General features: G+C 70.5%; 17 protein-coding genes and 1 riboswitch. Of the genes, 6 read left to right on the forward strand and 11 right to left on the reverse strand.

Annotation, left to right across the window (positions count from 1 at the left end):
- Positions 1 to 88: 88 nt before the first annotated feature.
- Positions 89 to 547, forward strand: coding sequence for a carboxymuconolactone decarboxylase family protein (locus ACZ4XD_RS02770; protein ID WP_468037776.1), 459 nt, complete (start codon positions 89 to 91; stop codon positions 545 to 547).
- 6 nt (positions 548 to 553) lie between these two features.
- On the opposite strand, the gene ACZ4XD_RS02775 is transcribed toward ACZ4XD_RS02770, so the two are convergent.
- Genes ACZ4XD_RS02775 through ACZ4XD_RS02785 form a run of 3 tightly spaced genes read right to left on the reverse strand, consistent with a single transcriptional unit; the run spans position 554 to position 2,282 of the window.
- Positions 554 to 1,273, reverse strand: coding sequence for an isocitrate lyase/PEP mutase family protein (locus tag ACZ4XD_RS02775; protein ID WP_468037509.1), 720 nt, complete (start codon positions 1,271 to 1,273; stop codon positions 554 to 556).
- The gene (locus tag ACZ4XD_RS02780; protein ID WP_468037511.1) at positions 1,270 to 1,770 is read right to left on the reverse strand and encodes a carboxymuconolactone decarboxylase family protein; all 501 of its coding nucleotides are present in this window, start codon (positions 1,768 to 1,770) and stop codon (positions 1,270 to 1,272) included. The genes ACZ4XD_RS02775 and ACZ4XD_RS02780 overlap by 4 nt, the downstream gene beginning before the upstream one ends.
- Positions 1,767 to 2,282, reverse strand: a complete 516-nt coding sequence (locus ACZ4XD_RS02785; protein WP_468037513.1) for a carboxymuconolactone decarboxylase family protein — start codon at positions 2,280 to 2,282, stop codon at positions 1,767 to 1,769. Before ACZ4XD_RS02785 ends, ACZ4XD_RS02780 begins: the two co-directional genes overlap by 4 nt.
- A gap of 47 nt (positions 2,283 to 2,329) precedes the next feature.
- On the opposite strand from ACZ4XD_RS02785, the gene pdxR reads away from it, so the two are divergent.
- Complete coding sequence (gene pdxR / locus ACZ4XD_RS02790) at positions 2,330 to 3,742, forward strand: MocR-like pyridoxine biosynthesis transcription factor PdxR (protein WP_468037514.1); 1,413 nt, start codon at positions 2,330 to 2,332, stop codon at positions 3,740 to 3,742.
- A gap of 122 nt (positions 3,743 to 3,864) precedes the next feature.
- On the opposite strand, the gene ACZ4XD_RS02795 is transcribed toward pdxR, so the two are convergent.
- Positions 3,865 to 4,404, reverse strand: coding sequence for a GNAT family N-acetyltransferase (locus ACZ4XD_RS02795; RefSeq protein ID WP_468037516.1), 540 nt, complete (start codon positions 4,402 to 4,404; stop codon positions 3,865 to 3,867).
- 694 nt (positions 4,405 to 5,098) lie between these two features.
- Between ACZ4XD_RS02795 and ACZ4XD_RS02800 the strand changes: the two genes are divergently transcribed.
- The 3 genes from ACZ4XD_RS02800 to ACZ4XD_RS02810 all read left to right on the forward strand — a co-directional run bounded on the left by ACZ4XD_RS02800 (position 5,099) and on the right by ACZ4XD_RS02810 (position 13,653).
- Positions 5,099 to 11,812, forward strand: coding sequence for an Ig-like domain repeat protein (locus tag ACZ4XD_RS02800; RefSeq protein WP_468037518.1), 6,714 nt, complete (start codon positions 5,099 to 5,101; stop codon positions 11,810 to 11,812).
- Positions 11,813 to 12,038: 226 nt separating this feature from the next.
- Positions 12,039 to 12,446, forward strand: coding sequence for a hypothetical protein (locus ACZ4XD_RS02805; RefSeq protein ID WP_468037520.1), 408 nt, complete (start codon positions 12,039 to 12,041; stop codon positions 12,444 to 12,446).
- Between the two features lie 16 nt (positions 12,447 to 12,462).
- Entirely contained in the window at positions 12,463 to 13,653 is a 1,191-nt protein-coding gene (locus tag ACZ4XD_RS02810; RefSeq protein WP_468037522.1) for a glutathionylspermidine synthase family protein, read from the forward strand.
- A gap of 51 nt (positions 13,654 to 13,704) precedes the next feature.
- Here the strand turns inward: ACZ4XD_RS02810 and ACZ4XD_RS02815 are convergent, their stop codons facing one another.
- The 5 genes from ACZ4XD_RS02815 to ACZ4XD_RS02835 all read right to left on the reverse strand — a co-directional run bounded on the left by ACZ4XD_RS02815 (position 13,705) and on the right by ACZ4XD_RS02835 (position 16,117).
- A complete protein-coding gene (locus ACZ4XD_RS02815) occupies positions 13,705 to 13,887 on the reverse strand; it encodes a hypothetical protein (protein WP_468037523.1) in 183 nt (60 codons plus the stop codon).
- Between the two features lie 240 nt (positions 13,888 to 14,127).
- The gene (locus tag ACZ4XD_RS02820; protein WP_468037525.1) at positions 14,128 to 14,973 is read right to left on the reverse strand and encodes a helix-turn-helix domain-containing protein; all 846 of its coding nucleotides are present in this window, start codon (positions 14,971 to 14,973) and stop codon (positions 14,128 to 14,130) included.
- Between the two features lie 25 nt (positions 14,974 to 14,998).
- Positions 14,999 to 15,511 carry a DUF6879 family protein gene (locus tag ACZ4XD_RS02825; protein WP_468037527.1) on the reverse strand — a complete coding sequence of 171 codons (513 nt, stop codon included), beginning with the start codon at positions 15,509 to 15,511 and terminating at the stop codon, positions 14,999 to 15,001.
- The gene (locus ACZ4XD_RS02830) at positions 15,486 to 15,716 is read right to left on the reverse strand and encodes a hypothetical protein (RefSeq protein ID WP_414506446.1); all 231 of its coding nucleotides are present in this window, start codon (positions 15,714 to 15,716) and stop codon (positions 15,486 to 15,488) included. The genes ACZ4XD_RS02825 and ACZ4XD_RS02830 overlap by 26 nt, the downstream gene beginning before the upstream one ends.
- Before the next feature lie 86 nt (positions 15,717 to 15,802).
- Positions 15,803 to 16,117, reverse strand: a complete 315-nt coding sequence (locus ACZ4XD_RS02835) for a hypothetical protein (RefSeq protein WP_468037529.1) — start codon at positions 16,115 to 16,117, stop codon at positions 15,803 to 15,805.
- A 191-nt stretch (positions 16,118 to 16,308) separates the two neighbouring features.
- Here ACZ4XD_RS02835 and ACZ4XD_RS02840 point away from each other — a divergent pair, with 191 nt between their 5' ends.
- Positions 16,309 to 17,649, forward strand: coding sequence for a tetratricopeptide repeat protein (locus ACZ4XD_RS02840; RefSeq protein WP_468037531.1), 1,341 nt, complete (start codon positions 16,309 to 16,311; stop codon positions 17,647 to 17,649).
- A 35-nt stretch (positions 17,650 to 17,684) separates the two neighbouring features.
- Here the strand turns inward: ACZ4XD_RS02840 and ACZ4XD_RS02845 are convergent, their stop codons facing one another.
- Together ACZ4XD_RS02845 and rocD are read right to left on the reverse strand one after the other, a co-directional pair.
- Positions 17,685 to 18,494, reverse strand: a complete 810-nt coding sequence (locus ACZ4XD_RS02845) for a hypothetical protein (protein ID WP_468037533.1) — start codon at positions 18,492 to 18,494, stop codon at positions 17,685 to 17,687.
- A gap of 79 nt (positions 18,495 to 18,573) precedes the next feature.
- Positions 18,574 to 19,779, reverse strand: a complete 1,206-nt coding sequence (gene rocD, locus ACZ4XD_RS02850; protein ID WP_468037535.1) for an ornithine--oxo-acid transaminase — start codon at positions 19,777 to 19,779, stop codon at positions 18,574 to 18,576.
- 294 nt (positions 19,780 to 20,073) lie between these two features.
- Positions 20,074 to 20,165, forward strand: a riboswitch (ZMP/ZTP riboswitch).
- The last annotated feature ends 9 nt before the right edge of the window (positions 20,166 to 20,174 follow it).

Consider the following 20,174-nt stretch of genomic DNA (forward strand, 5'->3'; position numbering starts at 1 on the left):
CTTCTAGATTCAAGGCATGACGAACGAAGCGCAGCTCAACACGGCACAGATCACTGCGGAGATCGACGAAGCGCACGTGGTGGACGAGATGGCGGGGCGCAGCCCCCGGGTCAATTTCGCCAAGGCCGCGCCGAAGGCATTCAAGGCGCTTATCGGCTTTGATGCCGCGGCCCGTGAGGGGCTCGACCCGGCCCTGGTGGAACTGGTCCAGATCCGGTCCTCGCAGCTCAACAAGTGCGCGTACTGCCTGCATATGCACACCACCGACGCCCGCAAGGCCGGGGAGAGCGAGGAGCGCCTGCACATGGTCGCCGTCTGGGAGGAGGCCACGCACTTCTTCACCCCCAAGGAGCGGGCGGCCCTCGCCCTCACCGAGGCCGTGACCCTGGTCGCGCAGGGTGGCGTACCGGACGAGGTCTACCGGCGCGCCGCCGCGCACTTCGACGAGCCGGAACTGGCCCGTCTGCTGGCCCTGATCTTCACCATCAACACCTGGAACCGGCTTGCCCTCAGCACGGGGAAGGTGGCGGGGACGGACGAGCGGTAGGCGGGGTCACAGCTCCTCCCGCAGCCGCTCCGCCATCCCGGCCAGGGCCGTCATCGCCCGCTGCTGGAGCCCGGGGCCGAAGGTGACCCGTGCCGCGCCCAGGGCGCCGAGTTCGCGGGGCGCGGGGCCGTCGGGGGTCACCACGGCATTGACCGGGAGGCCGATGGCGTCGGCCAGGTCGGCCAGCAGGGGCGGCGGGGCGAGGATCGGGTAGACGCAGTCGGCGCCGGCCGCGGCGTAGCGGCGGCCGCGGCGGACCGTCTCGTCCCGGTCCCGGACGCCGTGCAGGTAGGTGTCGATCCGGGCGTTGATCACCAGGGCGTCGCCTGCCTCGGCGCGTACCTCGGCCAGCCAGTCCGCCTGCTGGTGCGAGTCCCGCAGGGTGCCGGTGGAGTGGTCGGTGTCCTCCAGGTTGCAGCCCACTGCCCCGGCGTCCGCGAGCCGGCCGACCAACTCCCGGGCGGACAGGCCGTATCCGGCTTCCACGTCCGCCGAGACCGGGATGTCGACGGCGCGGACGATACGGCGGACGGCGGCGAACATCTCGTCGGGCGGGGTCGCGCCGTCCTCGTAGCCGAGGGAGGCCGCGATGCCCGCGCTGGGGGTGGCCAGCGCCGGGAAACCGGCGTCGGCGAAGACCCGGGCGCTCGCCGCGTCCCACGGGCCGGGGAGGACCAGCGGGAGGTCGGGGCCGTGGTGGAGGGCACGGAGTGCGGCGGCCGTCATGACGCACCGCCGACAGGGGCCGGCGCCGCTTCGGCCGGGGCCAGGCTCGCCCCCACCGGTATACGGGCCGCGACATTGATCCGGTTCCAGGAGTTGATGGCGGTGATCAGGGCGATGAGGCGGACGATGCCGGCGTCGCCGAAGTGGACCGCCGCCCGGTCGTAGACCTCGTCCGGGACGCCGCCCCGAGGCAGCAGGGTCACCGCCTCGGTGAGGGCGAGGGCCGCCTGCTCCTCGGGGGAGTAGAGACCGGTGGCTTCCTCCCAGGCGCTGAGGAGGGCGATCCGCTCGTCGGTCTCCCCGGCCTTGCGGGCGTCCGTGACATGCATATCGAGGCAGAAGGCACAGTGGTTGAGCTGCGAGGCCCGGATGAGCAGCAGCTCGACCAGGGTCGGGTCGAGGTCCTTCTTGGCGGCCCGGGTCAGTGCCAGCAGCGGGCCGAAGATGCCGGGCGCGAGCCGGTAGAAGGGGAGTCGCGGGGTCTCGGTCGTGGTCATGCCCGCCCCGGGGCCATGCGGGTGGAGACGCCGAAGCGGTTCCAGGCGTTGATGGTGGTGATCAGGGCGATGAGCTGGGCGAGTTCGGTGTCGCCGAAGTGGCCGGCGGCGCGGTCGTAGACGGCGTCCGGCACGAAGCCGTCGGTGAGGAGGGTGATCGCCTCGGTGAGGGCGAGGGCGGCCTGCTCCTTGTCGGTGTAGTGGCCGGCGGCCTCCTCCCACGCGTTGAGGAGGTAGACCCGCTGCTCGGTCTCGCCGGCCGTGCGGGCGTCCTTGATGTGCATATCGATGCAGAAGGCGCAGTGGTTGAGCTGCGACGCACGGATCTTGACCAGCTCGACCAGCGTCGGGTCGAGACCCTGCTTCGCCGCCGCGTCCAGCGCGATCATGGCCTTGTAGACATCCGGCGCGAGCTTCGCCCAGTGCAGCCGGGGGCCGTGCCGGTGCGCCGCGCCCTCCGCCGTCCCGGCGGCCGTGGCCGGTGTGGTCTGTGGTGTCGGTGTGGTCGTCATGGCTACGACGCTACGTCGGTAATGGCACAGCTGTATGGTCCACTTCCATGGGGAATTCCTGGGCCACTTTCGGTCGCGATCTGCACCTCGACCTCACCGGCCCCGGCGGGCTGCGGGCCGCACTGCTGCGCGCCCTGCGGGACGCCGTACGGTCCGGCCGGCTGCCCCCCGGCACCCGCCTGCCGTCCTCCCGCTCGCTCGCCGCCGACCTCGGCATCGCCCGCAACACCGTCGCCGACGCCTACGCCGAACTGGTCGCCGAGGGCTGGCTGAGCGCCCGGCAGGGCTCCGGCACGCGCGTCGCGGAGCGGGTCCTGCCGCGCGCCACGCCCGCCTCCCCGCGCACCCCGGGGCCGGCCGGCCACCCCGACCGGCCGCGCTTCGACCTCACCCCGGGCACCCCCGATGTCTCCGCCTTCCCCCGCACCGCCTGGCTCGCCGCCGCCCGCCGCGCCCTGACCGCCGCCCCCAGCGAGGTCTTCGGCTACGGCACCCCGGCCGGCCGCCCCGAACTCCGCGCCGTCCTCGCCGACTACCTCGCCCGCGCCCGCGGCGTCCGCGCCGACCCCGACCGCATCGTCATCTGCGCCGGCTTCATGCAGGGGCTGGCCCTGCTCAGCCGGGCGCTGGGCACCGGGCGACTGGCCACCGAGTCGTACGGCCTGGACTTCCACCGCGCCGTCATCACCCGCGCCGGCCTGGGCACCGTCCCGCTCACCGTGGACGAACGCGGCGCCCGTACGGAGGAGCTGGCCGCGCTCGACGGCGTACGGGCGGCGCTGCTCACCCCCGCCCACCAGTTCCCCACCGGCGTGCCGCTGCACCCCGACCGCCGCGCCGCGGCCGTCAACTGGGCGCGGTCCACCGGGGGTTTCGTCCTGGAGGACGACTACGACGGCGAGTTCCGCTACGACCGCCAGCCGGTCGGCGCCCTCCAGGGCCTCGACCCCGACCATGTCGTCTACCTGGGCACCGCCAGCAAGAGCCTCGCCCCCGCACTGCGGCTCTCCTGGATGGTGCTGCCGGACCGGCTGCTGGACCCGGTGCTCGCGCTCAAGGCCACCGGCGAATGGCAGTCCGGCACGCCGGACCAGCTCACCCTCGCCGAGTTCCTGTCCTCCGGCGCCTACGACCGCCATCTGCGCGGTATGCGGCTGCGCTACCGGCGGCGCCGCGATCAGCTGGTGGCCGCGCTGGCCGACCGGGCGCCCCATCTCCATGTCTCGGGCATCGCCGCCGGTCTGCACGCCGTGCTGGAACTGCCGCCCGGCACCGAGCAGTCCATCGTCCAGGGCGCCCGCTGGCAGGGCCTCGCCCTGGAGGGCCTGAGCCGTTTCCGAGACCCTTCCGCCCCACCGGCCTCCCGCGACGCCCTGGTGGTGGCCTACGGCACCCCACCCGACCACTCCTTCACCCACGCCCTGGACGCCCTGCTCCGGGCGCTGCCGCCGGGGGAGTAGGGGGAGCGAACCGGTCGGTGTGCGCCGCCACCGCGACGCGCCGGCGCCGGTTCGCGGACGCGATGCGCCGGTCCGGAGGCGGCGCGAGCTCCGGCCCGCGCTGCCGTACCGCTCGATCCGCCTCACAACTCCCGGACGAAGCACACCCGGTCGAGCCCCGGCCCGTCGTAGTCGCCGTGCACCGGGACGCCGTCGTCATCGATCCGGTCGCCCGGCTCCAGCTGGAACCCCATACGGGTGTGGTACGCGATGGAGTTGCGGTTGTTGGGGCTGGTGATGCAGCGGACCCGGCTACGGCCGGCCGCGCGGACCGTAGCGAAGAAGCGGTCGTAGAGGGTGCTGCCCAGGCCCTCCCGCCGGCCCTCCGGGCACACACCCGCGAAGTGGATATACGCGGTCCTGGGATCGGTCTGGGACAGGAAGCCGATCAGAAAGGCATGCAGGGTCCGGTCCGGCCGCTCGACCAGGAAGCTGGTGTCGGCGAAGTGCTGAAGCCAGAGACGCGGTACGAGCAACTGGCGTTGCCGTGCGCCCGCTTCCCCGCCCAGGCCGTCCCACCAGCCCGCGAGGGCCTGCTGAAGCCGCGCGTGATCCGCGGGAACCGGGCGTCGCAACGTCAGCTGTCCGGGCAGCTGTTCCAGCGCTCGGGCGTGCTCGGTCATGGTCTGGCTCCTCCGTCCTCCGGGGTGAACGGGATCTTGCCCCGGTCCGTTGGCCAGCGTAGACGGCGGTTGATCCGGGCGACTGGCGGAAAGTCGCTTCTCGTCCCGCCAACTGCCTTGCGTGGAGGGCTGGTTGAGGTGACAAAAGGACGAACCCGGCCGCCCGCTCGCCTGACCGAGGGTGCGTTGCTTCAGCAAATCAAGCGACTGTCCGGCGGCTCCCCCGCCCGCGCGCGCCTCTCCCTCAACTACGCGGTTGTACAACGGCGTTGAGGATGGTCCCGGTACCGCTTCCGGCGGCGTCCCGTACTGACCACAGGTCGCCAGTGCTGACCCCTGTCACATCTACGCCCGGTGGCGCGCGCCCCGCTGCGTCCTGGGCGCCACTTCGCGCTGCGCCATTCAGGGTAAATGGGTGTGACGGCTATGGCGTGGCGGCATGATCGGCGCGCCTACTGATGCTATCGACCGGCGGGTTGCCTACCTGGCGGATGGCATTGGTATGCAGGTGCGAATCACCGTCGGCTGTCCTTACCGAGCCTGCCCTCCAGGTTGATGCCCACTTCCCGCAGAACCACAAGCTCCGCGGGGAGCTGAACGGCCCGCCCACACCCCGCAACCGGAGGGCCATAGCATGGCACCCACCTTTACCTTGGCGTCCGCAGCGCCAAACCCGGCTGTCTTCGGACAACCGGTGACATTGACCGCCACCGTCATTCCACTGGGCCTGGGGACACCCACCGGCACCGTGACCTTTGTCGTCGCCGGCGGACCCACCCTGACCGCCCCGCTCGTCGGTGGCACCGCGACCGTCACCACGACCGGTATCCCCATCGGTTTTCATACCTTCACTGCGAACTACAACGGCAGCCCCCAGTTCTCGCCGTCCAGCGGCTTCGGGTCCATCACGATCAACAAGGCGTCGACCTCCACCGTGGTGATCACGTCGCCGGACCCGTCGAACTTCGGACAGCCGGTCACCATCACCGCCACCGTCGCGCCGGTCGCGCCCGGTTCGGGCAGCCCGACCGGGACGGTCACCTTCGTCATCGCCGGTGGCGGGGGCGGCACGCTGACCGCCCCGCTCGTCGGTGGTACGGCGACCATCACCACCAGCAGTCTCACCCCGGGCACCCATCTCATCACCGCGACATACAGCGGCAATGCGCAATTCAACGCGTCGTCCGGGACCGACACGCAGACGGTGCAGCCGGCCCTGACACCGACGACCACCACCGTCACCTCGTCCCCCGACCCGTCGGTCTTCGGGCAGCCGGTGACCTTCACGGCCACCGTCGCACCCGTCCCGCCCGGCTCGGGCACCCCGACCGGGACGGTCACCTTCGTCATCAGCGGTACCGGGGGCGGCACGCTGACCGCCCCGCTCGTCGGCGGCACGGCGAGCGTCACCACCAGCAGCCTCGGTGTGGGCCCCCACACCGTTACCGCGACCTACAGCGGCAGCGGCAGCTTCGCGCCGTCGAGCGGTACCGACACCCAGACGGTCAACAAGGCGTCCACGACCACCACGGTCACCTCGTCGCCGGACCCGTCGGCGGTCGGTCAGCCGGTGACGTTCACGGCCACGGTCGCCCCGGTGGCGCCGGGCGCGGGTACCCCGACCGGCACGGTCACTTTCGTCATCTCCGGTGGTCCGACGTTGACCGGCACGCTGTCCGGTGGCACGGCGAGCGTCACGACGAGTGCGTTGAGCGTCGGTACGCATACGGTCACCGCGACCTATAGCGGCGATGCCAACTTCAACTCCTCCGTCGGCACGGACACCCACACGGTGGGCCAGGCGGCGACGACCACCACGGTGACGTCCTCGCCGGACCCGTCGGTGGTGGGCCAGTCGGTGACGTTCACGGCCACGGTCGCCCCGGTGCCTCCGGGGGCGGGCACCCCGACCGGCACGGTCACCTTTGTCATCAGTGGTGGTCCGACCTTGACCGGCACGCTCTCCGGTGGCACGGCGAGCGTCAGCACGAGTGCCCTTTCCGCCGGTACGCATACGGTCACCGCGACCTACAGCGGTGACGCCAACTTCACCTCGTCGGTCGGTACGGACACCCAGACCGTCAACCAGGCGGCGACGACTACGACGGTCACCTCGTCGCCGGACCCGTCGGTGGTGGGCCAGTCGGTGACGTTCACGGCGACGGTCGCCCCGGTGGCGCCGGGTGCGGGTACCCCGACCGGGACGGTCACTTTCGTTATCAGTGGTGGTCCGACGTTGACCGGCACGCTGTCCGGTGGGACGGCGAGTGTCACGACGAGTGCGTTGAGCGTCGGTACGCACACGGTCACCGCGACCTACAGCGGCGACGCCAACTTCACCTCGTCGGTCGGCACGGACACCCAGACCGTCAACCAGGCGGCGACCACCACTACGGTCACCTCGTTCCCCGACCCCTCCGTGGTGGGCCAGACGGTCAACTTCACGGCCTTCGTGGGGCCGGTGTTCCCCGGTGGCGGCGTTCCGACCGGAACCGTCAGCTTCGTCATCACGAACGGGGTCACCACGGTGTCCCTGACCGGCACCCTCGACGGCGCCGGCGTCGCGACCGTCAGCACCAACGGGCTGGTGACCGCGGGCACTTACACCGTCACCGCGACCTACAGCGGCGACGCGAGCTACACCGGCTCCAGTGACACCGACACCCAGACCGTGCTCCCGGCGCTGACGACCACGACGGTCACCTCGTCCCCGGACCCGTCCGTGGTGGGGCAGCCGGTGACCTTCACGGCGACGGTCGCTCCGGTCGCGCCCGGTGCGGGTACGCCGACCGGGACGGTCACCTTTGTCATCAGTGGTGGTCCGACCTTGACCGGCACCCTCTCCGGTGGCACGGCGAGTGTCACGACGAGTGCGTTGAGCGTCGGTACGCATACGGTGACCGCGACCTACAGCGGTGACGCCAACTTCGCGCCCTCCGTCGGTACGGACACGCAGACGGTGAATCAGGCGTCGACGACCACGACGGTCACCTCGTCGCCGGACCCGTCGGTGTTCGGCGAGCCGGTGACCTTCACGGCGACGGTCGCGCCGGTCGCGCCGGGTGCGGGTACCCCGACCGGGACGGTCACTTTCGTCATCAGTGGTGGTCCGACGTTGACCGGCACGCTGTCCGGTGGCACGGCGAGTGTCACGACGAGTGCGTTGAGCGTCGGTACGCATACGGTCACCGCGACCTATAGCGGCGACGCGAACTTCACGTCGTCGGTCGGTACGGACACGCAGACGGTGAATCAGGCGTCGACGACCACTACGGTCACGTCGTCGCCGGACCCGTCGGTGGTGGGTGAGCCGGTGACGTTCACGGCGACGGTCGCTCCGGTGGCGCCCGGTGCGGGTACCCCGACCGGGACGGTCACGTTCGTGGCGACGGACGGCGTGACCACGGTGACGCTGACCGGCACCCTCAGTGGCGGTACGACCAGCGTGACCACCAGTGGGCTGGTGACCGCGGGCGTGTACACGGTGACCGCGACCTACAGCGGCGACGCCAACTTCGCCGGCTCGGTCGGCACGGACACCCAGACGGTGGGCCAGGCGTCGACGACCACTACGGTCACCTCGTCGCCGGACCCGTCGGTGTTCGGTGAGCCGGTGACCTTCACGGCGACGGTCGCTCCGGTGGCGCCGGGCGTGGGTACGCCGACCGGGACGGTCACCTTCGTCATCACCGGCGGTCCGACCCTGACCGGCACCCTCTCCGGAGGGACCGCGAGCGTCACGACCAGCGCGCTGAGCGTCGGCACCCACACGGTCACCGCGACCTACAGCGGCGACGCGAACTTCACCTCCTCGGTCGGTACGGACACCCAGACGGTCACCCCGTCAGCGACCACCACTACGGTCACGTCGTCGCCGGACCCGTCCGTGGTGGGGCAGCCGGTGACGTTCACGGCCACCGTTGCGCCGGTTGCTCCGGGTGCGGGTACGCCCACGGGCACGGTGACATTCGTCGCCACGGACGGCGTGACCACGGTGACGCTGACCGGCACCCTCAGTGGCGGTACGACCAGCGTGACCACCAGCGGCCTGGTGACCGCGGGCGTCTACGTCGTGACGGCGACCTACAGCGGCGACGGCAGCTTCGTCGGCTCGGTCGGTACGGACACCCAGACGGTGGGCCAGGCGTCGACGACCACTACGGTCACCTCGTCGCCGGACCCGTCGGTGTTCGGTGAGCCGGTGACCTTTACGGCGACGGTCGCTCCGGTGGCGCCGGGCGTGGGTACGCCGACCGGGACGGTTACCTTCGTCATCACCGGCGGTCCGACCCTGACCGGCACCCTCTCCGGGGGGACCGCGAGCGTCACGACCAGCGCGCTGAGCGTCGGCACCCACACCGTCACGGCGACCTACAGCGGCGACGGCAACTTCAGCGGGTCCAGCGGCACGGACACCCAGACGGTGAATCAGGCGTCGACGACCACTACGGTCACGTCGTCGCCGGACCCGTCGGTGGTGGGTGAGCCGGTGACCTTCACGGCGACGGTCGCTCCGGTGGCGCCCGGTGCGGGTACCCCGACCGGGACGGTCACGTTCGTGGCGACCGATGGTGTGACCACGGTGGCTCTGACCGGCACCCTCAGTGGCGGCACGACCAGCGTGACCACCAGTGGACTGGCCACCGCGGGCGTGTACACCGTGACGGCGACCTACAGCGGTGACGCCAGCTTCGCCGGCTCGGTCGGTACGGACACCCAGACCGTGGGCCAGGCGTCGACGACCACTACGGTCACCTCGTCCCCCGACCCGTCGGTCTTCGGCGAGACCGTGACCTTCACGGCGACCGTCGCGCCGGTCGCGCCCGGTGCGGGCACCCCGACCGGGACGGTCACCTTCGTCATCACCGGCGGTCCGACCCTGACCGGCACCCTCTCCGGAGGGACCGCGAGCGTCTCGACGAACGCGTTGAGCGTCGGCACCCACACCGTCACGGCGACCTACAGCGGTGACCCCAACTTCACCGGGTCCAGCGGTACGGACACCCAGACGGTGACCCTTGCGTTGACGACGACCACGGTCACGTCGTCGCCGGACCCGTCCGTGGTGGGTGAGCCGGTGACCTTCACGGCCACCGTCGCGCCGGTCGCTCCGGGCGCGGGCACCCCGACCGGGACGGTCACGTTCGTGGCGACGGACGGTGTGACCACGGTGGCGCTGACCGGCACCCTCAGTGGCGGTACGACCAGCGTGACCACCAGCGGGCTGGTCACCGCGGGCGTGTACGCCGTGACGGCGACCTACAGCGGCGACGGCAGCTTCGTCGGCTCGGTCGGTGCGGACACCCACACGGTGGGCCAGGCGTCGACGACGACGGCGGTTTCCACGGCCCCCGACCCGTCGGTCGTGGGGGAGTCGGTGACGTTCACGGCGACGGTCTCGCCGGTCGCGCCGGGTGCGGGTACGCCGACGGGCACGGTGACCTTCGTGGCCACGGACGGCGTGACCACGGTGGCGCTGACCGGCTCGCTCAGTGGCGGTACGACCAGCGTCAGCACCAACGGGCTGGTGACCGCGGGCACTTACTCCGTGACGGCGACCTACAGCGGTGATGCGAACTTCGCGTCGTCGGTCGGTACGGACACTCACACCGTCAACCAGGCGTCGACGACCACGGCGGTCTCCACGGCCCCCGACCCGTCGGTCGTGGGGGAGACCGTGACCTTTACGGCGACGGTCTCGCCGGTCGCGCCCGGTGCGGGCACCCCGACCGGGACGGTCACCTTCGTCGCCACGGACGGTGTGACCACGGTGGCGCTGACCGGTTCGCTCAGTGGCGGTACGACCAGCGTCAGCACCAACGGGCTGGTGACCGCGGGCACTTACTCCGTGACGGCGACCTACAGCGGTGACGCGGACTTCGCGTCGTCGGTCGGTACGGACACCCACACCGTCAACCAGGCGTCGACGACCACGACGGTCACCTCGTCGCCGGACCCGTCGGTGGTGGGCCAGTCGGTGACCTTCACGGCCACGGTCGCCCCGGTGGCGCCCGGCAACGGCGTCCCGACGGGCACGGTCACGTTCGTCGCGACGGACGGGGTGACCACGGTGACCCTCACCGGCACCCTCAGCGGCGGCACCACCAGCGTCAGCACCAACGGGCTGGTGACCGCGGGCACTTACTCCGTCACGGCGACCTACAGCGGCGACGCGGACTTCACGTCGTCGGTCGGCACCGACACCCAGACCGTGGGCCAGGCGGCGAGCACGACCGCTGTCTCCACGGCTCCGGACCCGTCGGTCGTGGGGGAGACGGTGACCTTCACCGCGACCGTCGCGCCGGTCGGGCCGGGTGCGGGTACGCCGACCGGCACGGTGACGTTCGTGGCGACGGACGGGGTGACCACGGTGGTCCTCACCGGCGCCCTCAGCGGCGGCACGACCAGTGTGACCACCACCGGTCTGGTGACCGCGGGGGCTTACACGGTCACGGCGACCTACGGCGGTGACGCCAACTTCGCCGGTTCGGTGGGCGTGGACACCCACACCGTGACCCAAGGGGCGACGACCACCACGCTGACGTCGGCGCCGGACCCGTCGGTGTTCGGGGAGACGGTGACCTTCACGGCCGTCGTTGCTCCGGTCGCACCGGCCACCGGGACCCCGACCGGCACGGTGACCTTCGTCGTCACCGGAGGCCCGACGCTGACCGCCACCCTGTCCGGCGGCACGGCGACCGCCACGACCAGTGCGGTGGCGGTGGGGACCTCCACGGTCACGGCCACTTACAGCGGTGACGCCGGCTTCAGCGGCTCCACCGGCTCCGACACCCAGACGGTGACCGAGGCGTCGACGACCACCGCGGTCTCCTCGTCGCCCGACCCGTCGGTGTTCGGGGAGACGGTCACCATCACCGCCACGGTCGCCCCGGTGGCGCCCGGTTCCGGCACGGTGACCGGCACGGTGACCTTCACCATCGACGGTGCGGGAGGCGGGACACAGACCGCCACCGTCTCCGGCGGCGTGGCCACCATCACCACCAGCACCCTCGAAGCCGGTCCGCACAACGTCTTCGCCGTTTACAGCGGAGACGCCAACTTCACCACTTCCACCGGCACCGACATCCACACGGTCAGCCAGAGCGCGACCACCACGACCGTGACCTCGTTCCCCGACCCGTCCAACGCCGGTGACACGGTGACGTTCCTGGCCTTGGTACAGGCCGTGGCGCCCGGCAGCGGAATCCCGACCGGCACGGTGACCTTCACCGTCACCGACGGGGTGACCACCGTGACGCTGACCGGCACGCTCGACGGCACCGGGGTCGCCTCCACCAGCTCGCCGCTGGCCACGGCCGGCACCTACACCGTCACGGGCGTCTACGCCGGTGACACCAACTTCACCGGCTCCTCCGACACCGACACCCAGACCGTCCTCGGCGCCTGACGCGCCGTTCCCTACCCGCCGCGCCGGGTCGTCCTCAACGGAGGGCGGCCCGGCGCCCGACTGTTCCCTTCCGGCCACTGCCGTCCCCCTGCTGCCGCTTCGTCCGGGACCGTCGCGGATGCCCGGGGCCTCGTCGCGGAGCGGGCCCTACCGCGTTGTCGTCGGACCGCGGGCGCCGTCTACGCTGTCCGTGCTCAGACAAATGTTCACGGGGGAAAGGTGAATCATGGCCGAGAAGGCACGCCGGAGGCTGCGGTCCAGCACGGTGATCCTGGGAGGCATGGGCGCGCTCGCCGCCGCCCTGACGTCCTGCGGTTCCGAGCCCGACAAGCGCTGCGTCGACCGCAACAGCTACGACGCGATCAAGGGCTACCGCATCGTCGACTCCAAGAACTGCTCGGCGAGCGGCAGTTCGTCCTCCGGGAGCAGCGGGTCCAGCAGTGGCGGATACGGCAGCGCCGGCCGCGGCAAGCAGCGCGTCGACGGCCAGTGGTACTACGACCCGAGCAACAAGGGCGGCTCGTACGCCGACAGCGGCACGTTCAGCAAGAGCACGGCCGTCAACCGCGGCGGCTTCGGCTGCTCGGGGTCGCACGGCAGCGGCGGCGGCCGGCACGGCTCCTTCGGCGGCTGAGCGGACCCGGCACGGCATGCGACGCCACACCATCGAGCCCCGCCCCGGCTGGCAGCAGACCGTCGAGGCGCAGGGCCTGATCTACCCGCTGACCCGCTACCCGGACGATTCGCTGCGCCCCTACTGGGACGAGAGCGCGTACTACTCCTTCACCCTCCCCGAGGTCGAGGCCCTGGAGGAGGTCGTCGAGGAGCTGCACGGCATGTGTCTGGCCGCGGCCGCGCACATCGTCGACCAGGACCGCTTCGCCGACCTCGGCATCGAGGACCCGCGCCTGGCCCAGCTGATCGCCGAGTCCTGGCGCCGCCGCGACGAACTCCCCTCCCTCTACGGGCGGTTCGACCTGCACTACGACGGCAGCGGCCCGGCCAAGATGCTGGAGTACAACGCCGACACCCCGACCTCGCTGGTCGAGGCCGCCAGCCCGCAGTGGTTCTGGATGGAGGAGCGCTTTCCCGGCGCCGACCAGTGGAACTCGCTGCACGAGCGGCTGGTGGCGGCCTGGAAGCGGCAGGCCCCGCTGCTGCCGCCCGGCGCGCCGCTGCACTTCGCGCACTCCTCGGGCGACGAGCTCGGCGAGGATCTGATGACCGTCGCCTACCTGGAGGAGACCGCCCAGCAGGCGGGCCTGGAGACCGTCGCCATCTCCATGGAGGACATCGGCTGGGACCGGCTCTCGGGCCGCTTCGTCGACCAGCGGCTGCGCTTCATGCGGGCCTGCTTCAAGCTCTACCCGTGGGAGTGGCTGGCCACCGACGACTTCGGCCCGCACGTCCTGGACACCCTCGACAACGGCGGCGGCACCGGCTCCACCCTCTGGATCGAACCCGCCTGGAAGATGCTGCTCTCCAACAAGGCGCTGCTGGCGATCCTGTGGGAGCTCTACCCCGGCCATCCGAACCTGCTGCCCGCCTACCTCGACGGTCCACGCGAGCTGGCCCACACCCGGGGCTACGTCGCCAAGCCGCTGCTCGGCCGGGAGGGCGCCGGGGTCACCCTGCACGAGCCGGGCACCGAACCGGTCCTGCGGGCGCCCGACGACCCCTGCTGCTACCAGGAGCTGGCCCCGCTGCCGGACTTCGACGGCAACCGCGTCGTCCTCGGCGCCTGGGTCGTCGAGGACGAGGCCGCCGGCCTCGGCATCCGCGAGTCGGCGGGCCCGGTCACCGATGAGTACGCGCGGTTCCTGCCGCATGTGATCCGCTGAATCAGCCGGGGGCCGCCCGGCCAGTAGGAGGAGAGCCCCCGGCATTCGCGACTACTTGTTGTCGCTGTCCCCGCCACTGGGTTGCGGGTCGCGCGGTGCCTCTGGGGGCATGGGCCCGCCGTCGTGCTTGCCGCCGTCCGCCTCCATGTCGGCCGGGTGCCGGAAGGGGACTCCGTGCCACCCGTCGGCATCGGGCGTGCGCGTCTCGTACGTCTCAACGGCTGTGACGCTCATTTACCAACCTCCTCTTTCGTGAGGGGCCACGCCGCCGTACCGTCGAGGCATGGCCCGTAGGCCCACAGGGGATTTCCTGCGGTGCTCACCCGCCCCGGCCGCTCGACCTGTCCGGGTATTCCGCAGCCGGGGCGGGAGTCTTGATACCGGCTACCGCCGCACACACTTGGCAGCCGTATGGCGACAAGCTAGGAATGCCGAAGGGTTGGCCTCAACGCACTTGCGTGAACTTGCGCACGCTCACCCGAGGGAATCGATCGCTGCTGTGATCAGAGTCCGTGCCGGAGCCCCGTAGACGGCCAATTCGGCCAGGCCCGCGAAGGTGTGGGCGTACATGCTGATTTCGTGCGGCTGCGTGATGGTGAGAAAGGCAGACACCAGCTCAACGCTGACTTGGGCTTCATCGAAGATCCAGAAGTCCTCCACCGGCCACAGCGCGGTACGGTCCGCGTGCAGCGGGATCACCCCGAGGCTGACGTGGGGCAGCGCAGCAAGGGACAGCAGGTGCCCAAGCTGACCTGCCATCGTCGCAGCGCCGCCGATCCGGTGGCGAAGTGCGCTCTCCTCCAAGATCACAGCGAAGCGGCGCGGCCCTTCGTGCAGGATGCGCTGCTTGTCCACACGGACCTGGACAGCTTCTTCCAGGTCGTCGGGGAGCGCCCGCCGGTCACGAATCGCCCTGAGGAGTGCCTCAATGTACGCACGTGTCTGGAAGGGCCCCGGGATCAGCCACGACGAGTAGGCGCGGAAGTGCCGCGTTCGCTCCCACAGCGGGAGAACCGACTCCTGTGCACGGCGGAGTCCGGAGCGTTCCATGCGCCGCCACTCGACATACGCACCATCGATATTGCGTGCGGTGGCGATCAGGTCGGCCGTCTGTCCCTCCGCGCCACAGTGCAGCCCCCACACCCGCAGATCATCATCGGACGGCCCGGTGCGGCCGTTCTCGATGCGGCTGCACTTGCTCTCATGCCAGCCGGCCCGGGCGGCCAACTCCCTCGCCGTCAGACCCGAATCCTTGCGCATCTCGCGCAGGCGCTTGCCAAGGGCCTCTCGGGCCTGCCGGATGCTCGACGACGATGTCACGATCGAGTCTTCCGAGTGCCTACCGTCAGACCGGCCGGTACTCCTCGTGGGGAGTCGCCCGTTCCCAGATCGTTTCGAACGCGGATACACAGGCGTGGACCACACCGGGTTCGGTCACCAGCTCTTCGCCGGTCATCTCCCCGTCACCGTTGAAGTGATTGAACAGCACCGACGAACGGTCGAAGACCCAGCAGTCGTTGCCTGGCAACAGCAATGATGAGGCTTGCCGACGGGGGAGCCAGCGCACCGACTCTCCGGCCTTGACGTTGTGTCCACCGGTGAGCGCGTGCTCGTACCGGATGTAGGCGGATACGGGTTCCGAGACGACCCGCGCTCGGCGCACCTCCACGCCACGGGCCACCGAAGCCGAGACAAGATCGATCCACCATGGCCACCGCTCGGCCGGGTCGAAGTGGTTTCCGGCGATCCACTCCTGGTACGCCTCGTCCAGCGCGTATGCGTCCCTGGCCTCGAAGTGCCACGCGCAGTGCTGGGCCGACCGGAACAGCTCCTCAAACGTCGACTCCGCCGTCGCCACCGTTCACCTCCGGGAAGAACTGCATCATGCGCTTCGGGAACTCGATCACGGTCTCATGGCTGGGAACGTCCATCTGCGCCAGGCGCTCGGGGTCCGTCACTCGCCACCCTTGCAGGACGTAGTTCCCGCTCTCATCGTCCAGGTACACAGTCGGGGAGCCGTTGTTCGGGCTCTCGGGGTCCTTGCCCAGGCGGTGCAAAGCCATGGTGTCCTCCGTCGCCTCGGGTGACGATCAACATGTCCGAGTTTGCGCCTGAGCCGCCGCAGGGCGCCAGCGACTTGCACGAACTTCTACGTATGGACCGACGCCGCCCCGAGAGCGCTCAAGCGCCCGCCCCGGCTCCTGGCCACCCGGCGGACATCGGCGAGGGTCGTGGTCAATTCCACGGCCAGCAGGTGCAGTTCCCCGGGCGTCCATGCCCGTGCGGCAAGCAGTTGGCGGGCTTCGTCGATGAGATCGTCGGCGGAGCTGAGCTGCTCCTCCTCCATCTGGTCCGCGATGCGGGAGACATATCCGGTCCCGTCGCCTGCCAGGAAGCACGGTTTGCCGTCCGGGCCGGTCCACGGCAGCAGCCGGACCAAGACCCTCGCTGTAGCGTCGGGCATGTCGTCAACTCCCTTGTAGTTGAGGGCCACGCCCCCGGGCCGTCCACCACGGTCGCGGGGGTCCTCTTTGTCTTGCGAGGAGGGCCTTCCTCGCTCTAGGCAACCGCTCCGCTACGCCCAGCGGTACGGTGGCAGTGGAAGCGGCTTTTAAGAGCTTTAAGTGCTCGTGCACACCGGGGAGTTGAGGGCTAGTGGGCACTCGGGAACCGAACCGGCACCTCGAACGGCTTTACCGGCAGACCGGCTGGACGCTGCGGCAGTTCGTCCAGGCCGTGAACCGCATCGGCACCGAGCGAGGCACCCCGCTCAAGTACCGCGAGCCGTCGGCCCATCAGTGGTGTCAGGGGCACCTGCCGAAGGAGCAGGTCAGACCGCTGATCGTGGAGGCCCTGGCGCGGAAGCTGGGACGTCCGGTCACGCATGCCGAGGTGGGATTCCCGTCGCCTGCCAGTAGCTCGGACGGCCCTCCGAGCGCGGTGGAGGGACTGATCGATCTCGGTAGGGGAGATATGGATCCCTCACGCCGCAGCGTTCTCGGTATAGGGCTCTTTTCCGTTGCGCTGACGGTGCCCAATTGGCCGGATGTGGTGGGACGGATGGAAGCCGTGCAAACCGGCCGAACTCCGCGCATCGGCATGCCGGAAGTCGACATGGTTATCGCCATGACCGAACGGATCTCGGAACTCGACGACCAATTCGGTGGACGTCACGCCCGCCCCATGGCTGCGGCATTTCTCGTCAACACGGTGGCTCCGTATCTACGGGCTGATGCGCCGGAACCCGTACGCAAGGCAATGCTGTCGGCAGCCTCCGATCTGTGCTATCTCACCGGATACATGGCGGTGGATGAGGGGGTGGAGGGGCTGGGGCAGAAGTATTACCTCAAGGCACTGGAACTGGCCGGCGCCTCCGAGGACCACCTCACGTACTGCACGACGCTGCGAGGTATGAGTGTGCAGGCAGTTGACCTGGGGCACGGCCGTGAAGCCATGCGACTGGCCGATGCGGCTGCCGCTGCCTCGCCGCAAGCGGGCCCGCGTATGGTCGCGTTCCTTGCGGGGCAGCAGGCTCATGCCGCTGCGCAAACAGGAGACCGCCACAAGGCGCTCGCGCATCTCAAAGAAGCCGAAATTTCCATGGAAAAGGCCGAGGCACGAGCGAAAGCCTTTGGCTCCTATGACCCCTCATCTCTGCACTACCACATCAGCCACGTTCGCCACGAGCTCGGAGACCTTCCCGGAGCCGTTGCGGCGATGCGGGAATCGGACAGGTTGTGCTACGACATCTACCGCCGGTCCCGGGTGAAGGAACGGGCCACACTCGCCGAGTTCCAACTTGAGGTGGGGCACCTGGAAGCGGCCTGTGCGACATGGAATGAAGCACTGGACGAATATCCCCTGGTGCAAAGCGGGAGGGTCGACCGGCGCATGGGGAAGATGTTCAAGCTCATCCGCCCCCACCTCAAGACCCCCGCCGCCCGCGAACTCCACGAACGTGCCCGGCTCGTCACCCCGGCCTCACTCCTGGCCTAGGAGGGACACGGGCCCGGGCAGAACGTACACCGGCCTCAGCCCTGCCGGATGAGCACCGGGCCGCCGAGCGTCCGCATGTCGTAGGGGTAGAGCCAGGGGCCGTGGGTGCCGGCCTCGCACGCGTCGATCGCGGTCAGCGCGTCGGATGCGCTCTTGCAGCGGGGGTGCCGCACGGCAAAGGCCGCGAGGCGGGTGCGCAGGGTGGGCAGCCAGGCGGCGATGAGCTGCGGGTCGCCGTGGTACCACCAGGTGAACTCCAGCTCTTCCCAGAGGAGTTCGGTGGCCCAGCCGAGGGCGAGGCGGACCACGCCGGCATCCGCTTCGGGACCGGTGAGCCCGGCGATGCGGTCCAGCCACGGCTCCAGGGAACCCGTCGCATGAGCGATTCCCTCGATCAGATCGGTGATCTCCCAGTACGGGCGGCCGTCGGTCACGGCGATGTGCAGCAGCGCCCGGAAGGCCCGCTCGACCGCGGCGCGCTCGGCCACGGGCCAGTCCGCGAGCCGGGCACCGCCGCGGCCGAGGCGCCCCATCGCCTCCGACGGGTCGGTGTCGTCCCCGCCCGGTCCCCAGCGGCGCAGCGCACGGGGGAGGAAGCGGCGCCACAGGACGGAGTATTGGTCTTCGTCCCAGTGGCTGGCGACCTCACGCATGAAGTACCCGAGGAGATCGTCCGGCACATCGGCAGGGTCACCACCGAGGACGCGCAGCTCCGACTCCGGAATGCAGTAGGTGCACCCGTCGACCGGACCGTCGAGCTCAGGCGGCGAGGCGAAGACCTCGTCCACCTCGGCGAGCGCGTCGCGCCACAGCGTGTACGCGGCGAGGGCGGGGGACTCGGACATTCCGGGACCTGCCAGGGGACTCCGCGCGGCCGACACCGGCGAAGAGCGCGACGCTACCAGCAGGCCCGCACCGCCCACCTCATCCCTCCAGCACACCCCGCAGTTGGTCGAGCCCCCAGTCCAGGTCCTCCTTGCTGATGACCAGTGGGGGCGCGATGCGGATCGTCGAGCCATGGGTGTCCTTGACCAGCACCCCGCGGGCCATCAGCTGTTCGGAGATCTGCCGCCCGGTGCCGCGCGAGGGGTTGATGTCCACACCGGCCCACAGTCCGCGGCCGCGCACCGCGTCCACCGCGCCGCCGCCCACCAGCAGCCCCAGTTCGCTGTGCAGATGCTCGCCCAGCTCCATGGCCTGCTGCTGGAGTTCACCGGTCCGCAGCATCGCGATGACCTCCAGCGCCACCGCGCAGGCGAGCGGGTTCCCGCCGAACGTCGAGCCGTGCTCGCCGGGGGCGAAGACGCCCAGCACCTCGCGGGAGGAGACCACCGCCGAGACCGGAACCACCCCGCCGCCCAGTGCCTTGCCGAGCACGTACATGTCGGGCACCACGCCCTCGTGCTCACACGCGAAGGTCCGGCCGGTGCGGCCCAGCCCGGACTGGATCTCGTCGGCGATGAACAGCACGTTCCGGCTGCGGGTCAGCTCCCGTACGCCCGCCAGGTAGCCCGGCGGCGGTACCAGGACGCCCGCCTCGCCCTGGATCGGCTCCAGCAGCACCGCGACCGTGTCGGCGTCGACGGCGGCCTCCAGCGCGGCGAGATCGCCGTACGGGACGATCTCGAAGCCGGGGGTGTACGGGCCGAAGTCGGCGCGGGCCTCGGGGTCGGTGGAGAAGGAGACGATGGTGGTCGTCCGGCCGTGGAAGTTGTTGTCCGCCACGATGATCTTCGCCCGGCCGTCCGGGACGCCCTTGACCCGGTAGCCCCATTTGCGGGCCGTCTTCACCGCCGTCTCGACGGCCTCGGCGCCGGTGTTCATCGGCAGGACGAGTTCCATGCCGCACAGCCCGGCCAGCTGTGTGCAGAAGTCCGCGAAACGGTCGTGGTGGAAGGCGCGCGAGGTGAGCGTGACCCGCTCCAGCTGTGCCTTCGCCGCGTCGAGCAGCCGACGGTTGCCGTGCCCGAAGTTGAGCGCGGAGTACCCGGCGAGCATGTCCAGGTAGCGGCGGCCCTCGACATCCGTCACCCAGGCGCCCTCGGCGGTGGCCACGACGACGGGCAGCGGGTGGTAGTTGTGCGCGCTGTGGGCTTCGGCGGCCGCGATGCCGCGTTCCGTGGACGTCACCGGTGACTCCGTTCGGTAGACCGTACGGGCGCGGGCACTGCCGCGTCCCTCTCCATTGTTGCGCCCGCCCGGACCGCCCGGCCTGCGAAGATCCGCCGGACAGGGGCCTGGGGGGTGTCCTAGGGGGTGTCTCTTCGATCTGCGTGGATCAGCCTGCGGCGTCTGGTGCCGTGCATCGCAAGGCGGAGCGTCTCCCTCGGACTGGGTGTCCGTGGGGGATGCGACAACGCAGCGAGGTGCGGTGCCAGGCGTCGCAGGCCCACGCAGATCGAAGAGACACCCCCTAGACTCTGCGATGCGCACCGCGACTGGCGTACGGGGAAGCAACCTCGAGGAAGCGGTGTGCGGCAACCATCACGAGGTGCCGCCCCGCCTGGGCACCCCGGGACCACGAC

This window comes from Streptomyces sp. NPDC029466, assembly GCF_055574515.1.